The organism is Veillonella dispar (assembly GCF_900637515.1).
In the GTDB taxonomy this organism is placed as follows: Bacteria; Bacillota; Negativicutes; order Veillonellales; family Veillonellaceae; genus Veillonella; species Veillonella dispar.
On record NZ_LR134375.1, the window covers coordinates 627,259 to 641,381 of the forward strand.

A 14,123-nucleotide genomic window follows, 5' to 3' on the forward strand; every position below is an offset into this window, starting at 1 on the left:
CCGGAAGTATCAACACTAACAGAGTCATCGGTGGCTAATGCAATTAGCACAGTGCTGCTAATCGGTAGCGAAACATCTTTATAGTATCTATTAGAATCAAACCAAGTTATCCCCCACTGGGGAGTTACTTTAATAATTCTATGGACTTGCGTAGCTCACGAATGGTCTTATGTGTGTATACCCTAGTAGTGATATCACCTTGTTTATGGCCTAGCAAGGAGCGTAATGCGTTAGGTGGCGCTACCGCATCAAGTAGACTTGCAAATGTGTGCCGGGTATCGTGGATAGTATGCTTGCAGTTAAGCTGTTTCATAATATTATGGAAATGCTTACGGAACGTTGTATAGCTGATAGTGAATAGGTAATCGCTAGTATGTAGTTGCTCTATTATAGGCATGATGCGGTGATGAATGGGAATGATACGACCTTCACCGGCTTTAGTTTTGGCGTGTCTTACGATAAGGTATGATGATCGTCTATTGATATCTTGCCTACGTAAGTTAAGGAGCTCACCTATGCGTAGTCCGGTGTAGAGCAGTATTAAAATCATGCGGGAATAAGATGTATCTATTGCCCATAATTTGTTGATTTGTTGGCGAGTGAATACTCTTCTCTTAATCGTCGGTCTATTGGGCCCTAGATTTAGGTGCAGGGCGTAATTAGTGACAGAGTAATCTCTAATGATTGCGTAATTGAATAATTGATTAAGTAATGTACGGACTTTCTTACAAGATGAGTAGGAAAGTCCTTTTACGCGCATGGAATCAATCACATTTTGAAGGTGCTGAAAATGAATATCCGTGATAGACATATCCGCTATGTTGGATATGTGTTTAAAAGCAATGTGATAAGACTTAACAGCGCTATTAGAAATAGTCTGAGAGTGAATAGGCAACCACTCGTTAAATAGTTGCCTTAATGTAATGGTATTGCGTTGTCTACGTTTTAGTATAACTGCGTAACGGCGCATAATTTCACCTCCGAAAGGATACTACTATGAATCAATATGTATTTGTATTGAACGAAATGGGCGAACGAATTACGTCCTATGTTGATAATACAGTAACGCAAGAGCAGTTGTTAGCAACTGCAAAACAAGAATGGCCAGATGCAAAGGATTATATTTACTCTACAGACGGCGATAGTATGCTAGATGAATTTATGAAAGGTAAATTCTATGTAAACGGCAAGTTTGTCGAACCTGCTCCGTATGTTCCTACCAAGGAGGATAAGATTAATGCGATTAAATCTGAATACGAGCCGCGCTTCAAATCCTTAGAAGAGGCTCAGCGCAGATTGTTATTAATGGGAAAACCTACTGGGGCCATTAGTGCACAATATATCAAATTAAATACCGAAATGGTAACACGTATTAAGGAGGTACAATAATATGCCTAAATATATCGGAGAAAGTAAAGTACCTGTTATGGAATTTTGTGAGTACTGCTGGGAAGTGCTTAACGAAGACGGAACATGCCCAACAGAGGGCTGTGTCCATAATGATTTAATGGACGAGGTACACGAAGATGAAACTACCAGTCCTACACAACTTTAATGCAATTAAAGGGGAAGTGATTTCTCTTAGCATTGGTTATAACAATGTTGTTGCAAGTGAAAGTTTGTTCGCCTGTGTTCGTAAATATTCTCCGGACGAAGAATATAAAGCTAAGTTCGATATTGACGTGTCTACCGACGAGCTAGAAAACGATGAAGCATCTAAAATCACTCTTTCGTTGGATACAAATGCCCTAGCAGTCGGTAAATACCAATGGGACTTATTTATTTGGAATGGCGACCACCCTATCAAATGTCTAGTTAAAGGACAAATTACTATAGTCGAAGGCGTTAGCAATAGGGGGAAATGATGGACGAACTACACATTCACGAAAATAACGAAACGATCAAAGTTAAAGACAATACTCAAATCGTTAAACTGCAAGGACCGAAAGGAGACCCTGGGCCACAGGGCCCTCCTGGTCCTCCAGGTCCACAGGGTGAACCTGGTCGAAATGGTATTGACGGAATAAACGGAGAACAAGGGATACAGGGCATTCAAGGCCCGCCTGGTATTCAAGGACCTCCTGGTAAAGATGGTCTTAAAGGTGAACCCGGAACTCCTGGACAACGTGGAGCGGATGGCGAACGAGGGCCACAGGGGCCACCTGGACCGAAAGGCGAACCGTTTAAGTTCTCTGACTTCACACAGGAGCAACTTAATGCACTTAAAGGACCGAAAGGTGATAAGGGCGAACAAGGACCTCCCGGTCCTCCTGGTACTGGTGGCACAGGTGGAGCAGACTTGTCGGATTATACTAAGAAAGCTGACGCCGAAAATCTTTATCTTAAGAAAGTAGACCTAAGAGCTTATCTTACTATGCTCGGTGACCCTAAATATGCACTTAAAACAGAGTTAAATAATTATTTATCTAACACAGATGCGGCTAATAATTATGCTCAAAAAGGCTGGGCAACTCAAACGTTTGCATATAAAGGTGATTTAGGTGTCTATATTAAGAAATCCGAAATCGGTCAATATGCATTAACACCTGGTGATGCTTCTAGTCGTTACGTCAATAAATTAGAGGGGCAGTCCTTCGCTCAAAAATCTGAATTAAGTGATTATGTTAAGAAAACTGAAATTAATCAGTATACATCAAGTACACAAGGGCCGCCAGGGCCTAAAGGAGAGCCGTTCAAATATTCTGACTTCACGCAAGACCAACTTAATGCACTTAAAGGGCCAAAGGGTGATAAAGGCGAGCCGTTCAAGTATTCTGATTTTACGGCGGAACAATTACTAGCATTAAGAGGGCCTAAAGGAGCCCCTGGGAGCGGTGGGGGACAAGTAACTTCACAACCAGTCGAAATATATGAAGTTGTTTGGGGTAATGCTATAGCCAGTAACCCTGGTGCTGATAGAGGTTACTTAGCGTTTGACCCCTTAACTGGTTGGGGATACTTACATTTTGATTTTAAATTGAAAACCCCTTCTGGTAATGGCAATATGGTAGCATCGCTTCCACCAAATGCGCCAGTTGCAGTAAGGCTAATTGAAAGAAGCGTTGATGCAAGTAACAATAGCATTTATGTTGAACGAAATAGCCGTATAATTAAGGGTTGGGGTGTACCGGCGAACATGCGGTATATTATTGATATTATTGGTTATTGGAGAAAGGTGTAATAGATGTGGACTTGGCAATTTGAATTGAATGACATCTTAACCACTCTTACGATTGTAGGTGTGGTTGCAGGTGCAGGATATAGATTATTGATTATTCCGTTGTTACAACAATTAGACTCACAACGGATGCAAGATAATCTTATCTTTCAAGAAAAATGGGGTGTATTAACTGATACACTAAAAGATTTGAAAGATGAAATTAAATTATCACGTGCAGAGCGAATAAAAGCTGAGAGCAAGCAAGTATTACTATCTGCAAAAGTTGAAGCATTAGAAGTACGTGTTGAGGATATTAAGGATGAACTTCATGAACATACCTCAAAAGCTCATTAATTCAATTAAACAATCTTATAAATCTGTGAGGGTGGCTAACATCCACCCAACAGGTATTTTAGCTACTCGGGCGCTAGTGTTTATTATGCTAGTGCCTATTTTATTGGTGGTCACTCAATATGTTATGTCCTTTATTAGTGGGTACGTGTCAGACGAAGCGAATAAGCTGATTAATGTAGGCATCAATATTATTGACCACATATTCATACCTAGTGTCTTAACAGCCATTGTAGGCTTCTTAGGGCTTTGGGTAGACCAAAATAATAATGGTATTCCCGATAGATTAGAAGAGGAGGATAAACGATGAAAGTATTTATTAATCCTGGCCACGATATCAACTTAGATAGTGGCGCAGTTAATCCTGTATATGGAACACGCGAATGTGACGTGGCACGTGATGCGGGCAAGATGTTAGCGTGTTACTTGGAAACAGCTGGATGCGATGTGCGCACCCTACAAGATGATGATTTAGGGCTTGTATGTTCCGAAGCTAATTCTTGGGGCGCAGATATCTTCGTATCGCTTCATTGTAATGCGTTTAACACAGAAGCCCGTGGCACTGAGACTTTGTATAAGTCTTTTAACGGGCAACGATTAGCAAACGACATTCAAAGTCAAATAATCCGCAGCATTAATACGGTAGACCGTGGAGTTAAGAAACGTGATGACCTTTGGGTGCTAAATGGTACGGACGCAACTGCTGTATTAGTTGAAATGGCGTTCATTGATAATGAAGAAGATCATACTATGCTGACTAATGATTTAGATACTATCGTTCGTGCCATTGCTAGGGGGATTACTGACTACGCAGGAGGAATATAATGTATGACAAAATCAAAGTTTTACTTAATAGCCTTAGTTACCGCCATGCTGTTATCGGTGGTATTGTGCTCCTCTCCATCTTTTGCCTCTGGTATATCTTCCACGAGCCAAGCGGAGCCAACCATAACGATTCCCTTAACACAGTGGAACGAATTGAAAGCCAACAACGAGAAAGCATTAAGCTTAATAGAGACATCCAGTCTGCCATTGACCGAGGCACAGTCCTTAGTCATGAAGCAAAGGGAAGAATTGAACGAAGCACACAATACAATCTCGACATTGGAAACCGAATTAGTGAAAGCCAAAATGCTATCCATGAAGCAAGAAGTTACCTTATCAGAAATGCAGAACTCATTGACCGAATTGAAAGGGCAAATCAACAACGACAAACGAACTATCAAGCGACTACGGACGCAACGCAACCTATCTCAGATGGTGGGAGCGGGAGCAATAATCGGAGTAGTGATTCATCGGTAAAGAGGTGATCCAAATATCTCCCTAGCCCTGCGAGGGTGGACGTAAGGCAAGCCCCAGGTAAATAGTACCTGGGGCTTTTTTTTTATTTGACATCATTTTGACATCATTTTATTAAAAAATATATAGAAATATAGTTAAATGTGATACTATGAAATGCAGTAAAATACTGTGTTTATAGAATTTGTCATTACCTATATAATTAACTCTTAATCAGGGTGTCCAGGGTTCGAACCCCTGGTGGTCCACCAAAATAACCCGCACAGTAGTGCGGGTTTTCTTATTATTGTCTTTAGACTGGTTCGCGACGTAGTCGCGAATCATAAAACCACCCGCTATGCGGGTGCGGCAACGAAAGTTATACAAAAAAATCACCTTGCTTAAGTATAATGTAGGTGTTCAAGCCGCATTATATACAAAAGAAAGGTGATTTTATATGGCAACAAAGACACAGAGCCTTGCGCACACAAAATGGTTATGCAAATACCACATAGTATTTACACCTAAGTATAGACGTAAAGTTATATATAATCAATACAGAAATAGTTTACGTGAAATATTGAGACGTTTATGTGAATATAAGGGCGTCAAGATTATAGAGGGGGAGCTTATGGCTGATCATGTGCATATGCTAGTATTAATCCCGCCTAAAATATCAGTATCATCTTTTATGGGATACTTAAAAGGGAAAAGTGCACTAATGATGTTCGATAAACACGCAAACTTAAAGTATAAATTTGGAAATAGACACTTTTGGTCCGAGGGTTATTATGTTAGTACAGTAGGTTTAAATGAGGCTACAGTAAAGAAATATATACGTGAGCAAGAGTTACATGACCAAATGAAAGATAAACTTAGTGTAAAAGAATATGAGGACCCTTTTAAGGGTAGCAAGTAATACACATCCCCTTTAAGGGGAACGTTACGAGTCAATGGCTATGCGGCTTGAACGTAGTGAAAGCCAGCGCCTTTAGACGCTGGCCTAGTACTACGGGCTTATAGCCCGTGAGCAAACCACCCGTTTTACGGGTGGTTCTGATTATCTATTTGTAATCTATTTGTATATTGTAATGAAATTAAATAATGTATATATTATAGACAATAAAGATGTAATAGCTTATGATTGCTATATAATAATTTTTCTCATTAGGAGGTACCCAATGGCAGTAGATGTTTCTAGAACACAAGATGTATATAAAGATGCAGGCCAAAGTGTTAACTTTACAACCTTATTATTAAATCGCAAAGATCGTGACGCAGAACTTGAAGTTATCCAAGATATGGCAGACCGTATCCAAGCCATTAAACGTTCTGTTAGTATTCGTGCGAATGGTGAAGGATTGGGTATTGCCTTTGGTTTTAGCCGCAAAGCATGGGATTATTTGTTCCCTAATGCACCGGTACCAAAAGAGTTAGAAGATTTCCAAGGTATTAAAGGGGATAAACAAGACGTACCAGCTGTAGCAGCAGATTTATTTTTACATGTACGTTCTAATGATGAATCCGTTACGTATACTGTAGTAGATCAAATTATGGGATTCTTACGTCCTATTACATCTGTAGTCGATGAAACTCATGGTTTCCACTATGAACAAGGTCGTGCTATCATCGATTTCGTTGATGGTACTGAAAACCCTGTTGGTCAAGAGGCTGTTGAGTGGGGGGTTATTGGCGATGAAGATCCTGAATTCACTAATGGTTCTTATGCATTTGCTCAAAAATATGAACATGATCTTGATGCATGGCGTGCACTTCCTACGGAAATGCAAGAAAAATTCATTGGCCGTCGTAAATTCAGTGATATTGAATTAGAAGATGATGAAAAAGATCCAGCAGCTCATAATGTAGTGGCTCAAGATAATCGCGATGATGAAGAACATAAAATCGTTCGTATGAACGTACCGTTTGCTCAACCTGGACAAGGTGTACGTGGCACATACTTTATCGGTTATGCTCGTTACTGGGATGTAACTAAAACAATGCTTACTAATATGTTTACGCAAAACGATAAATTGCTTGATTATTCCAAACCTATTACAGGTATGCTTTTCTTCATTCCATCCCTTGATACATTGGATGCTATTGCAGAAGGCGAGTTATAATCGACATAGCTATTTGATGTATATTTTTATAGTTCGTGATGCTCTATTTTGTTAGCAGTAAACAATTCGAGTAAAAATATCATTTAATTCTATAGAAGCGCTCCTTTTAGGGGCGCTTTTATGCTATAATAAATCTATTAAACTCGTAAAATCCATTGTAGTTATGAATGAGGTATTTCATGAATTATACTAGCACCCGCGGTACCGTTGCGGTAAATGAAACATATGCATTGTTGCACGGCTTAGCAGAGGATGGTGGTCTATATGTACCATCTTTATTCCCTACAAACTGCTTAACTTACAATGATGTGAAAGATAAAAACTATCAAGAGGTAGCAGCTGTTGTATTATCCAAGTTGTTCCCATGTTTCTCAGAAGCTCATTTAAAAGAAATGATCAACTCTGCATACAGTGATGCTAATTTCAGCACTCGTGATATTGCACCGTTACATTCCTTATTAGAAAAGGTTTCTGTCCTAGAATTATTCCATGGCCGTACACAAGCTTTCAAAGATATGGCATTGTCTTTATTCCCATATCTATTAGTAGCGGCAAAAGAGGCTGAAGGTGAGAAAAAAGAGGTTCTTATCTTAACGGCTACATCTGGTGATACAGGTAAAGCTGCCCTTGAAGGCTTTAAAGATGTACCTGGTACTCACATTCAAGTATTCTACCCAACTGATGGCGTAAGTCCAATGCAAGCTGAGCAAATGCAAAAGCAAGAAGGGGACAACGTTAATGTTACTGCGATTCACGGTAACTTCGACGATGCGCAACAATTCTTGAAACGCTTATTCGTTGATAAAGATACTGCAGAAGAGGTTGCTGCAAAAGGTGTTATGTTCTCTAGTGCGAACTCTATTAACATTGGTCGCTTGGCACCTCAAGTGGTGTACTATGTGAATGCCTATGCAGAACTTGTTGCACAAGGTGCCATTCATGAAGATGAAGCATTCAACGTTGTGGTGCCAACTGGTAACTTCGGTAATATTTTAGCTGCTTATTATGCTAAAAAAATGGGTATTCCTATTGGTAAATTGATTTGTGCATCTAACCAAAATAACGTGCTTACTGATTTCTTTGAAAGTGGTACATACGATATGAACCGCCCATTCTATACAACGATTTCTCCGTCTATGGATATTCTTGAGTCTTCCAACTTTGAACGTTTCTTATACTATATCTCTGGTGAGGATAGTGAACGCACAGCTGGTTGGATGAAAGATCTTAAATCTACAGGTAAATTGACTGTAAACGAAGAAGAATTCAACCGCGTTAAAGCTAATTTTGCAGGTGCTTATGTAGATGACGAAGAAACAAAAGCCATCATTGAGCAAGTGTACAACTCCTATGGTTATGTAATGGATCCTCATACAGCGGTAGCTATGGGTGCATACATGAAGGAATTAGAGAAACACCCAGAAGATGGTGCGCGTCATACAATTATTGCATCTACTGCACATCCATTTAAATTTCCTACAGCTATTTGTGAAGCTTTAGATATTAAAGTTGGTGATACACCATATGAAAGCTTAGATAATATTTCTGCTGTAACGGGTGTAGCATTCCCTAAACAATTGGAAGCATTGAAATCTAAACCATTGCGTTTCACAAAAGCAATCGATAAAGAGAATATGAAACAAGAAATTCTTGATTTTGTAGATACATTCTCTAAATAATAGGATGCCGCCTTTCGCTAGAAGGGCGGCATATATTTTGGTTTTATATATTCCGTATCTCCTGTATAATAGATTGCTAAGATAGATAATACAGGGATAGTAACTATTTAGTTGTACTATAGTGTATTTGTATAGGGAGGTAGTATGGCTAAAAAAGGTCTTATGTATGCATTATTGTCGGCACTCTTATTGAGTACGATGAATTTATTTGTAAAGATGCTAGGCTCTAACATTCCATCTGGGGAAATTGCCTTTTTCCGTGGTTTATTTGGAACCATAGCTGTTCTCATCGTTATGTATACCCGAGGTATCCGATTCTCGAAAGAGGATAGAGGACATCTTGTTATGCGTGGCTTATATGGCGGCTTTGGCATGGTTTGTAACTTTATTGCCTTAGTGCATTTAAAGTTATCTGATGCAACAATTTTATTTCAAACATCAGGTATATTTGTATTGATATTTAGCGCCTTATTTCTTAAAGAACGGGTACCTAAAGGGGCTGGTAAATGGCTTCTTTTGATCTTTGTAGCTGTAATGGTTATGGTAAATCCATTTAGCTTTACCGGCTTTACTTGGTTTGCCTTAGTAGCTATTTTAGGGGCTGCTTTATCTGCGGCTGCGTATACAACGATTCGCCTTATATCTAAGCGAGGTAAGCATAGTAATTTCGAAATTATGGCGTATTTTATGATTACAGGTATGATTGCAGGACTTGTTACAACTGATAAACTCGTTATGCCGCAGGGGACAGATTGGCTTATCATCTTGGCGATTGGTGGTATTAGTGTAGTGGCTCAGTTCTTCTTGACTGGTGCCTTTGTTACCACAAATGCTGTAGTGGCACAATTCTTACAATATGTTGGTGTATTCATCAGTTCCTTCTATGGCTTCTTGTTCTTTGGTGAAAGCTTATCTATTGAAACGATAGGCGCTGGTGTGGCGATGTTCGTATCTTCTGTTATGTTGGCTCGCCTCAAAGAACAAAGTGGACCTTTACAAGAAGGAAAGGTTATAGAGGATAAAATTAAATAATTGTCGAATCTATACAATAATAGACGTTGTATGACAGTAGAGGTGCTAATCACATTCGTGATTGGCACCTTTTAACATGGTGCGAAAAGTACGCATAAATACTGATTTATTACAATTTTAGATTGACCTATGAAAAACTATATTAAATAAATTCGAAAAACTACATCGAAAAATATTGACATCTCTTCATCTTTCTTTTATGATTAGTACAGTTATTAACGCATTCTCAATTAAGTGTATCTAGGAGTAGTGAGAACATGAAAGATTTTTTGAACGATTTTAAAGCTTTTGCATTCAAAGGTAACATGATGGACCTAGCTATTGGTATGATTATTGGGGCTGCTTTCACAGCGTTGGTTAACTCCGTTGTAAGCAACTTGTTCATGCCTATTATCAGTTTGTTCACAGGCGGTATTGATTTCAGTAACTTATACTTGCCATTAAATGCTGCATCTAAAGATGCATTCATGGCTGGTGCTGATATTAATACAGCTCGTGCAGCTGGTTCTGTATTGCCATACGGTACATTCATTACCGACTTGATCCAATTCTTGATCTTGGCATTCGTTGTATTCTTGATGGTTCGCGCATTAGCTAAAATGATGAAAAACGCGAAAGAAGAAGAAGCTGCTGAAGCACCTACAACTAAAGAATGTCCATTCTGTAAAACAGAAATTCATATTGATGCAGTTAAATGTCCTAACTGTACAGCAGATTTGAAATAATTCAAATTTAAAGCTACATAAAAGGAGTAAGGCCTAGGCCTTACTCCTTTTTGTTGTATTACGCCAGCTTTCTAGTATAAAATATAAGTATATAATAGAAATATATAATATTAACTTTAACGCGAAATTCTTGTGCGTGTATTATAAGATGTTTTTGGAGGACTTATATATATGGAAAAAAAACCTCTAGTTGTTGTAAATGGTTTAGTCCGTAAAGATGCAATTGCTTATTTAAAAGAGCACGTAGATGTGCGCCAATGGACTGAAAAGACTGTAATGCCTCGTGAGACATTAAAGGAATGGCTCGTTGATGCGGATGGTTTGTGGTGTGTTCGCCCTTTAGATGTAGATGGTAATCTTGTAAAAAATGCACCTAATTTAAAGGTTATTGCTCAAGCAGCTGTGGGGTATGATAATGTAAAAATTGATGAATTAACAGCAGCAGGCATTCCTTATGGCAATACGCCAGGTGTTCTTAATGAAACCGTAGCAGAGCTTGCTTTTACATTAATTGCCACTGCTAGTCGTCGTATTCTGGAAAATGCTAATTTCGTAAAAGAAGGACGTTGGGCTCAAAGACCATCTAATATTAAAGGCTTTGATTTGAGTCGCCGTACCCTTGGTATTATTGGGATGGGGGCTATTGGTGTATCTATTTCTCGTCGTGCTCGTGCATTCGGTATGACCGTGGTATACCATAATCGTAATCAGCGTATTGATGACAAGATTCATAAAACTACGTATATGGAATTAGATGACTTATTAGCTACTAGTGATGTAGTTTGTGTGATGGCTCCACTAACAGATGAAACATATCACATGTGTGATGAAGCATTCTTCAAAAAAATGAAGAATACTGCTTTGTTTGTTAATGTTGGCCGTGGACCTATCGTTGATACAGATGCTTTGATTAGTGCCTTAAAAACAGGTGAAATCGATTACGCAGCACTTGACGTAACTGATCCAGAGCCATTGCCAGCAGATCATCCATTATTGGATGTTGAGAACTGTCTTATCGTACCACATATTGGTTCTTATACTGATCGTACGCGTTATGATATGTCTATTTTGACAGCTGACAATATTATTGCTGGCGTTCATAAGAAACCATTAAAGACCTGTGTTAATGAAGAAGTTAACTATAAGAAACCAGAAATGGATGTAGAGTCTGCCTTAGAAGAGCTTAAAAAAGCTGGTGTAGACTTAGCTGATTTCGACTAATATCACAAGACCTCAAAAGATATGCGGTATTATGCAAAATATGGTAAAATAAAAGAATATTTATCCTATGGAGGTTAGAACGTTGGAACATAAAGATATTGAAAAAACTGTAGCTCCTGAAGAAGTTGTATCTGTTAACTTTATCGAAGCTATCATCAACAAAGATAACGAAACTGGCAAATACGGTGGTCGTGTGTTAACTCGCTTCCCACCAGAACCAAATGGTTACTTACATATTGGTCATGCTAAATCTATTTGTCTTAACTTTGGTATTGGCAAACAGTACAATGGCTTAACAAATCTTCGTTTTGATGATACGAATCCTGCAAAAGAAGATGTTGAATACGTAAACTCCATCATGGAAGATGTAAAATGGCTCGGCTTTGATTGGGCTGATGAACCACGTTATGCATCTGACTATTTTGGTCAAATGTACGAATATGCTAAGAAATTAATTACTCTTGGCAAAGCGTATGTAGATGATCAAACGGCTGATGAAATTAAACAAACCCGTGGCGATTTCTCTACACCTGGTGTTAATAGCCCATACCGCGATCGTAGCGTAGAAGAAAACTTGAAACTCTTCGAAGAAATGAAAGATGGTCAATACGCTGATGGTGAAAAGGTATTGCGTGCAAAAATCGACATGGGCTATCCTAATATCGTTATGCGTGACCCTGTTCTTTATCGTATTGTAAATGCAGAACATCATAACACAGGCAATGAGTGGAAGATTTACCCTATGTATGACTTTGCTCATCCTATTGAAGATGCTATCGAACGTGTTACACACTCTATCTGTACTTTAGAGTTTGAAGTTCATCGTCCATTGTATGATTGGGTACTTGAGGATTGGGATGATACTGAAATTCCGCAACAAATTGAATTTGCTCGTTTAAATGTAACTAAAATGGTTATGTCCAAACGTAAATTACGTGCACTTGTGGAAGCTGGTCTCGTAGCTGGCTGGGATGATCCTCGTATGCCTACTATTTCTGGCTTGCGTCGTCGTGGTTACACGCCAGAAGCGATTCGTGATTTCTGTGATCGCATTGGCGTCGCTAAAGCAGATAGCGTTGTTGATATTGCTTTGCTTGAGTTCTGTATCCGTGAAGATTTGAAACTCAAAGCTACACGCCCTATGGTAGTTATTGATCCTGTGAAAGTTGTTATTACGAACTATCCAGAAGGTCAAGCTGAACTATGCACAGTTGAAAATAATCCAGAAAATGAAGAGTTGGGTAATCGTGAAGTTGTATTCGGTCGTGAAATCTACATTGAACGCAATGACTTTATGGAAGAGCCAGTTAAGAAATTCTTCCGCTTGGCACCAGGTAAAGAAGTACGCTTAAAAGGTGCATACTTCATTACATGTACTGATGTTATCAAAGATGAAAATGGCAATATTACAGAAATACACTGTACATATGATCCAGAAACTAAGAGCGGCAGCGGTTGCACTCGTAAGGTAAAAGGTACATTGCATTGGGTTGAAGCATCTACTGCAGTAGATATCGAGTCCCGCTTGTATGATTACTTGCTTAAAGAAGACTCTGATGGTAAAGACTTCTTAGGCGACTTCAATCATGAGTCCCTACAAGTATTCCATAGTAAAGGGGAAGCATGTCTTGCTAATACTGTACCAGGAGACCATTTCCAATTCTTGCGCCAAGGTTACTTTGTAACTGATAAAGATAGTACACCAAATCATATCGTAATGAACCGTATTGTTGGTTTACGCGATAGCTGGGCTAAGGCACAAAAAAAATAATTTAGTCAGGCATATACGTTGCTAAGATAATGATAAAGAACCGCTCCATTAAGGGCGGTTCTTTACTACTGTGTTGTTACTATAATGTTGAGCGTTTGTGACATTAACATTTCATTAGAGGAGACATATGAAAAAATTAGTATTACTTGCTACTGCAGCTGCTGTATTAGTATCTGTTCCAGCAATAGGTTCTGCAGCAAACATTAAGTCCGTTTTGAATAAAAGTCAAACTGTAACATACCAAGGTGTTAAATTGCCTGAAGGTGTTGCCATGTATCCGAACAATCCTAAAGCGCTATTTGCTGGAGATGCTAAAAAGGATATAAAGTCTGTTCTTGTTGAAGCCGGTGCAACTTCTGCAGATGTATATACATTAAATGTTAAAAACGAAAATGAAATGCATTATGCAGTGTATGCTAATGTAGTATTAGGGAAACAGTTATCTAGTCGCATGAGTGAAACAAAACATGTAAATACTGATCCATCTGCCCTTGGTGCATTAGCAGCTGCTATTAATAAGGGGGATAGCCCGGTACTTGGTACTTTTACAGTGGTAAAATCATTAGTAAAACAAGGTAATGCCTATGAGGGTACATTAAAATATAAAAGTGTAGCTAATAATAATTCTTATAATGAAATCTTGCATATTAATCTTTCTGAAGATAAATATACAGGCCCAAACGCACGTTTCATCGCCATTGATGAAGCTAATGATGCTGCAATTTACCCTAAAGTAAAAGGTTTGCTTAATGCCAAAAAATAAATAATTATTGAAAATATATA

The 14,123-nt window shown here is 38.7% G+C and carries 17 protein-coding genes and 1 pseudogene; 16 read left to right on the plus strand and 2 right to left on the minus strand.

The window, feature by feature from the left end:
* Positions 1–124 precede the first annotated feature (124 nt).
* Together EL171_RS09960 and EL171_RS10095 are read right to left on the minus strand one after the other, a co-directional pair.
* Positions 125–550, minus strand: coding sequence for a tyrosine-type recombinase/integrase (locus EL171_RS09960; RefSeq protein WP_232013662.1), 426 nt, complete (start codon positions 548–550; stop codon positions 125–127).
* Between the two features lie 267 nt (positions 551–817).
* A pseudogene (locus tag EL171_RS10095) lies at positions 818–970 on the minus strand (tyrosine-type recombinase/integrase); the annotation flags it as partial.
* 26 nt (positions 971–996) lie between these two features.
* Here EL171_RS10095 and EL171_RS02865 point away from each other — a divergent pair.
* The 16 genes from EL171_RS02865 (at position 997) to EL171_RS02935 (ending at position 14,103) form a co-directional block, all read left to right on the plus strand.
* Entirely contained in the window at positions 997–1,389 is a 393-nt protein-coding gene (locus EL171_RS02865) for a hypothetical protein (RefSeq protein WP_005385938.1), read from the plus strand.
* A gap of 1 nt (position 1,390) precedes the next feature.
* Positions 1,391–1,555 carry a hypothetical protein gene (locus EL171_RS09915; RefSeq protein WP_005385940.1) on the plus strand — a complete coding sequence of 55 codons (165 nt, stop codon included), beginning with the start codon at positions 1,391–1,393 and terminating at the stop codon, positions 1,553–1,555.
* Complete coding sequence (locus tag EL171_RS02870) at positions 1,527–1,865, plus strand: hypothetical protein (protein ID WP_005385942.1); 339 nt, start codon at positions 1,527–1,529, stop codon at positions 1,863–1,865. Before EL171_RS09915 ends, EL171_RS02870 begins: the two co-directional genes overlap by 29 nt.
* On the plus strand, positions 1,862–3,181 hold the full coding sequence (locus EL171_RS09935; protein ID WP_005385946.1) for a hypothetical protein: 1,320 nt from the start codon (positions 1,862–1,864) through the stop codon (positions 3,179–3,181). The genes EL171_RS02870 and EL171_RS09935 overlap by 4 nt, the downstream gene beginning before the upstream one ends.
* Before the next feature lie 3 nt (positions 3,182–3,184).
* Positions 3,185–3,514, plus strand: a complete 330-nt coding sequence (locus tag EL171_RS02880; protein ID WP_005385947.1) for a hypothetical protein — start codon at positions 3,185–3,187, stop codon at positions 3,512–3,514.
* The gene (locus EL171_RS02885) at positions 3,489–3,821 is read left to right on the plus strand and encodes a hypothetical protein (RefSeq protein WP_005385949.1); all 333 of its coding nucleotides are present in this window, start codon (positions 3,489–3,491) and stop codon (positions 3,819–3,821) included. Before EL171_RS02880 ends, EL171_RS02885 begins: the two co-directional genes overlap by 26 nt.
* A complete protein-coding gene (locus tag EL171_RS02890; protein ID WP_005385950.1) occupies positions 3,818–4,336 on the plus strand; it encodes an N-acetylmuramoyl-L-alanine amidase family protein in 519 nt (172 codons plus the stop codon). Before EL171_RS02885 ends, EL171_RS02890 begins: the two co-directional genes overlap by 4 nt.
* A 3-nt stretch (positions 4,337–4,339) precedes the next feature.
* Positions 4,340–4,813: a hypothetical protein gene (locus tag EL171_RS02895; protein ID WP_126413444.1), complete on the plus strand. Its 474-nt coding sequence runs from the start codon at positions 4,340–4,342 to the stop codon at positions 4,811–4,813.
* 433 nt (positions 4,814–5,246) lie between these two features.
* Positions 5,247–5,708, plus strand: coding sequence for an IS200/IS605 family transposase (gene tnpA, locus EL171_RS02900; RefSeq protein ID WP_005380067.1), 462 nt, complete (start codon positions 5,247–5,249; stop codon positions 5,706–5,708).
* A 262-nt stretch (positions 5,709–5,970) separates the two neighbouring features.
* Positions 5,971–6,912, plus strand: a complete 942-nt coding sequence (locus tag EL171_RS02905) for a Dyp-type peroxidase (RefSeq protein WP_039969057.1) — start codon at positions 5,971–5,973, stop codon at positions 6,910–6,912.
* 179 nt (positions 6,913–7,091) lie between these two features.
* Complete coding sequence (gene thrC, locus EL171_RS02910; RefSeq protein ID WP_005385956.1) at positions 7,092–8,591, plus strand: threonine synthase; 1,500 nt, start codon at positions 7,092–7,094, stop codon at positions 8,589–8,591.
* Positions 8,592–8,735: 144 nt separating this feature from the next.
* The gene (locus tag EL171_RS02915; RefSeq protein ID WP_005385958.1) at positions 8,736–9,623 is read left to right on the plus strand and encodes a DMT family transporter; all 888 of its coding nucleotides are present in this window, start codon (positions 8,736–8,738) and stop codon (positions 9,621–9,623) included.
* A 257-nt stretch (positions 9,624–9,880) separates the two neighbouring features.
* Positions 9,881–10,348, plus strand: a complete 468-nt coding sequence (gene mscL, locus EL171_RS02920) for a large conductance mechanosensitive channel protein MscL (RefSeq protein WP_005385960.1) — start codon at positions 9,881–9,883, stop codon at positions 10,346–10,348.
* Between the two features lie 171 nt (positions 10,349–10,519).
* A complete protein-coding gene (locus EL171_RS02925) occupies positions 10,520–11,569 on the plus strand; it encodes a 2-hydroxyacid dehydrogenase (RefSeq protein ID WP_005385962.1) in 1,050 nt (349 codons plus the stop codon).
* Positions 11,570–11,651: 82 nt separating this feature from the next.
* Positions 11,652–13,340, plus strand: coding sequence for a glutamine--tRNA ligase/YqeY domain fusion protein (locus tag EL171_RS02930; protein ID WP_039969059.1), 1,689 nt, complete (start codon positions 11,652–11,654; stop codon positions 13,338–13,340).
* A 127-nt stretch (positions 13,341–13,467) separates the two neighbouring features.
* Positions 13,468–14,103 carry a hypothetical protein gene (locus tag EL171_RS02935; protein ID WP_005385967.1) on the plus strand — a complete coding sequence of 212 codons (636 nt, stop codon included), beginning with the start codon at positions 13,468–13,470 and terminating at the stop codon, positions 14,101–14,103.
* The last annotated feature ends 20 nt before the right edge of the window (positions 14,104–14,123 follow it).

Bases quoted from the DNA above. Each gene is read 5' to 3' on its own strand.
- EL171_RS09960 (WP_232013662.1), bottom strand. From the start codon at position 550: ATGATTTTAATACTGCTCTACACCGGACTACGCATAGGTGAGCTCCTT.
- EL171_RS02870 (WP_005385942.1), top strand. From the start codon at position 1,527: ATGAAACTACCAGTCCTACACAACTTTAATGCAATTAAAGGGGAAGTG.
- EL171_RS02895 (WP_126413444.1), top strand. From the start codon at position 4,340: ATGACAAAATCAAAGTTTTACTTAATAGCCTTAGTTACCGCCATGCTG.
- EL171_RS02880 (WP_005385947.1), top strand. From the start codon at position 3,185: ATGTGGACTTGGCAATTTGAATTGAATGACATCTTAACCACTCTTACG.
- EL171_RS02935 (WP_005385967.1), top strand. From the start codon at position 13,468: ATGAAAAAATTAGTATTACTTGCTACTGCAGCTGCTGTATTAGTATCT.
- EL171_RS02915 (WP_005385958.1), top strand. From the start codon at position 8,736: ATGGCTAAAAAAGGTCTTATGTATGCATTATTGTCGGCACTCTTATTG.
- thrC (WP_005385956.1), top strand. From the start codon at position 7,092: ATGAATTATACTAGCACCCGCGGTACCGTTGCGGTAAATGAAACATAT.
- EL171_RS09915 (WP_005385940.1), top strand. From the start codon at position 1,391: ATGCCTAAATATATCGGAGAAAGTAAAGTACCTGTTATGGAATTTTGT.
- mscL (WP_005385960.1), top strand. From the start codon at position 9,881: ATGAAAGATTTTTTGAACGATTTTAAAGCTTTTGCATTCAAAGGTAAC.
- EL171_RS02885 (WP_005385949.1), top strand. From the start codon at position 3,489: ATGAACATACCTCAAAAGCTCATTAATTCAATTAAACAATCTTATAAA.
- EL171_RS02865 (WP_005385938.1), top strand. From the start codon at position 997: ATGAATCAATATGTATTTGTATTGAACGAAATGGGCGAACGAATTACG.
- EL171_RS02890 (WP_005385950.1), top strand. From the start codon at position 3,818: ATGAAAGTATTTATTAATCCTGGCCACGATATCAACTTAGATAGTGGC.
- EL171_RS02905 (WP_039969057.1), top strand. From the start codon at position 5,971: ATGGCAGTAGATGTTTCTAGAACACAAGATGTATATAAAGATGCAGGC.
- EL171_RS09935 (WP_005385946.1), top strand. From the start codon at position 1,862: ATGATGGACGAACTACACATTCACGAAAATAACGAAACGATCAAAGTT.
- tnpA (WP_005380067.1), top strand. From the start codon at position 5,247: ATGGCAACAAAGACACAGAGCCTTGCGCACACAAAATGGTTATGCAAA.
- EL171_RS02925 (WP_005385962.1), top strand. From the start codon at position 10,520: ATGGAAAAAAAACCTCTAGTTGTTGTAAATGGTTTAGTCCGTAAAGAT.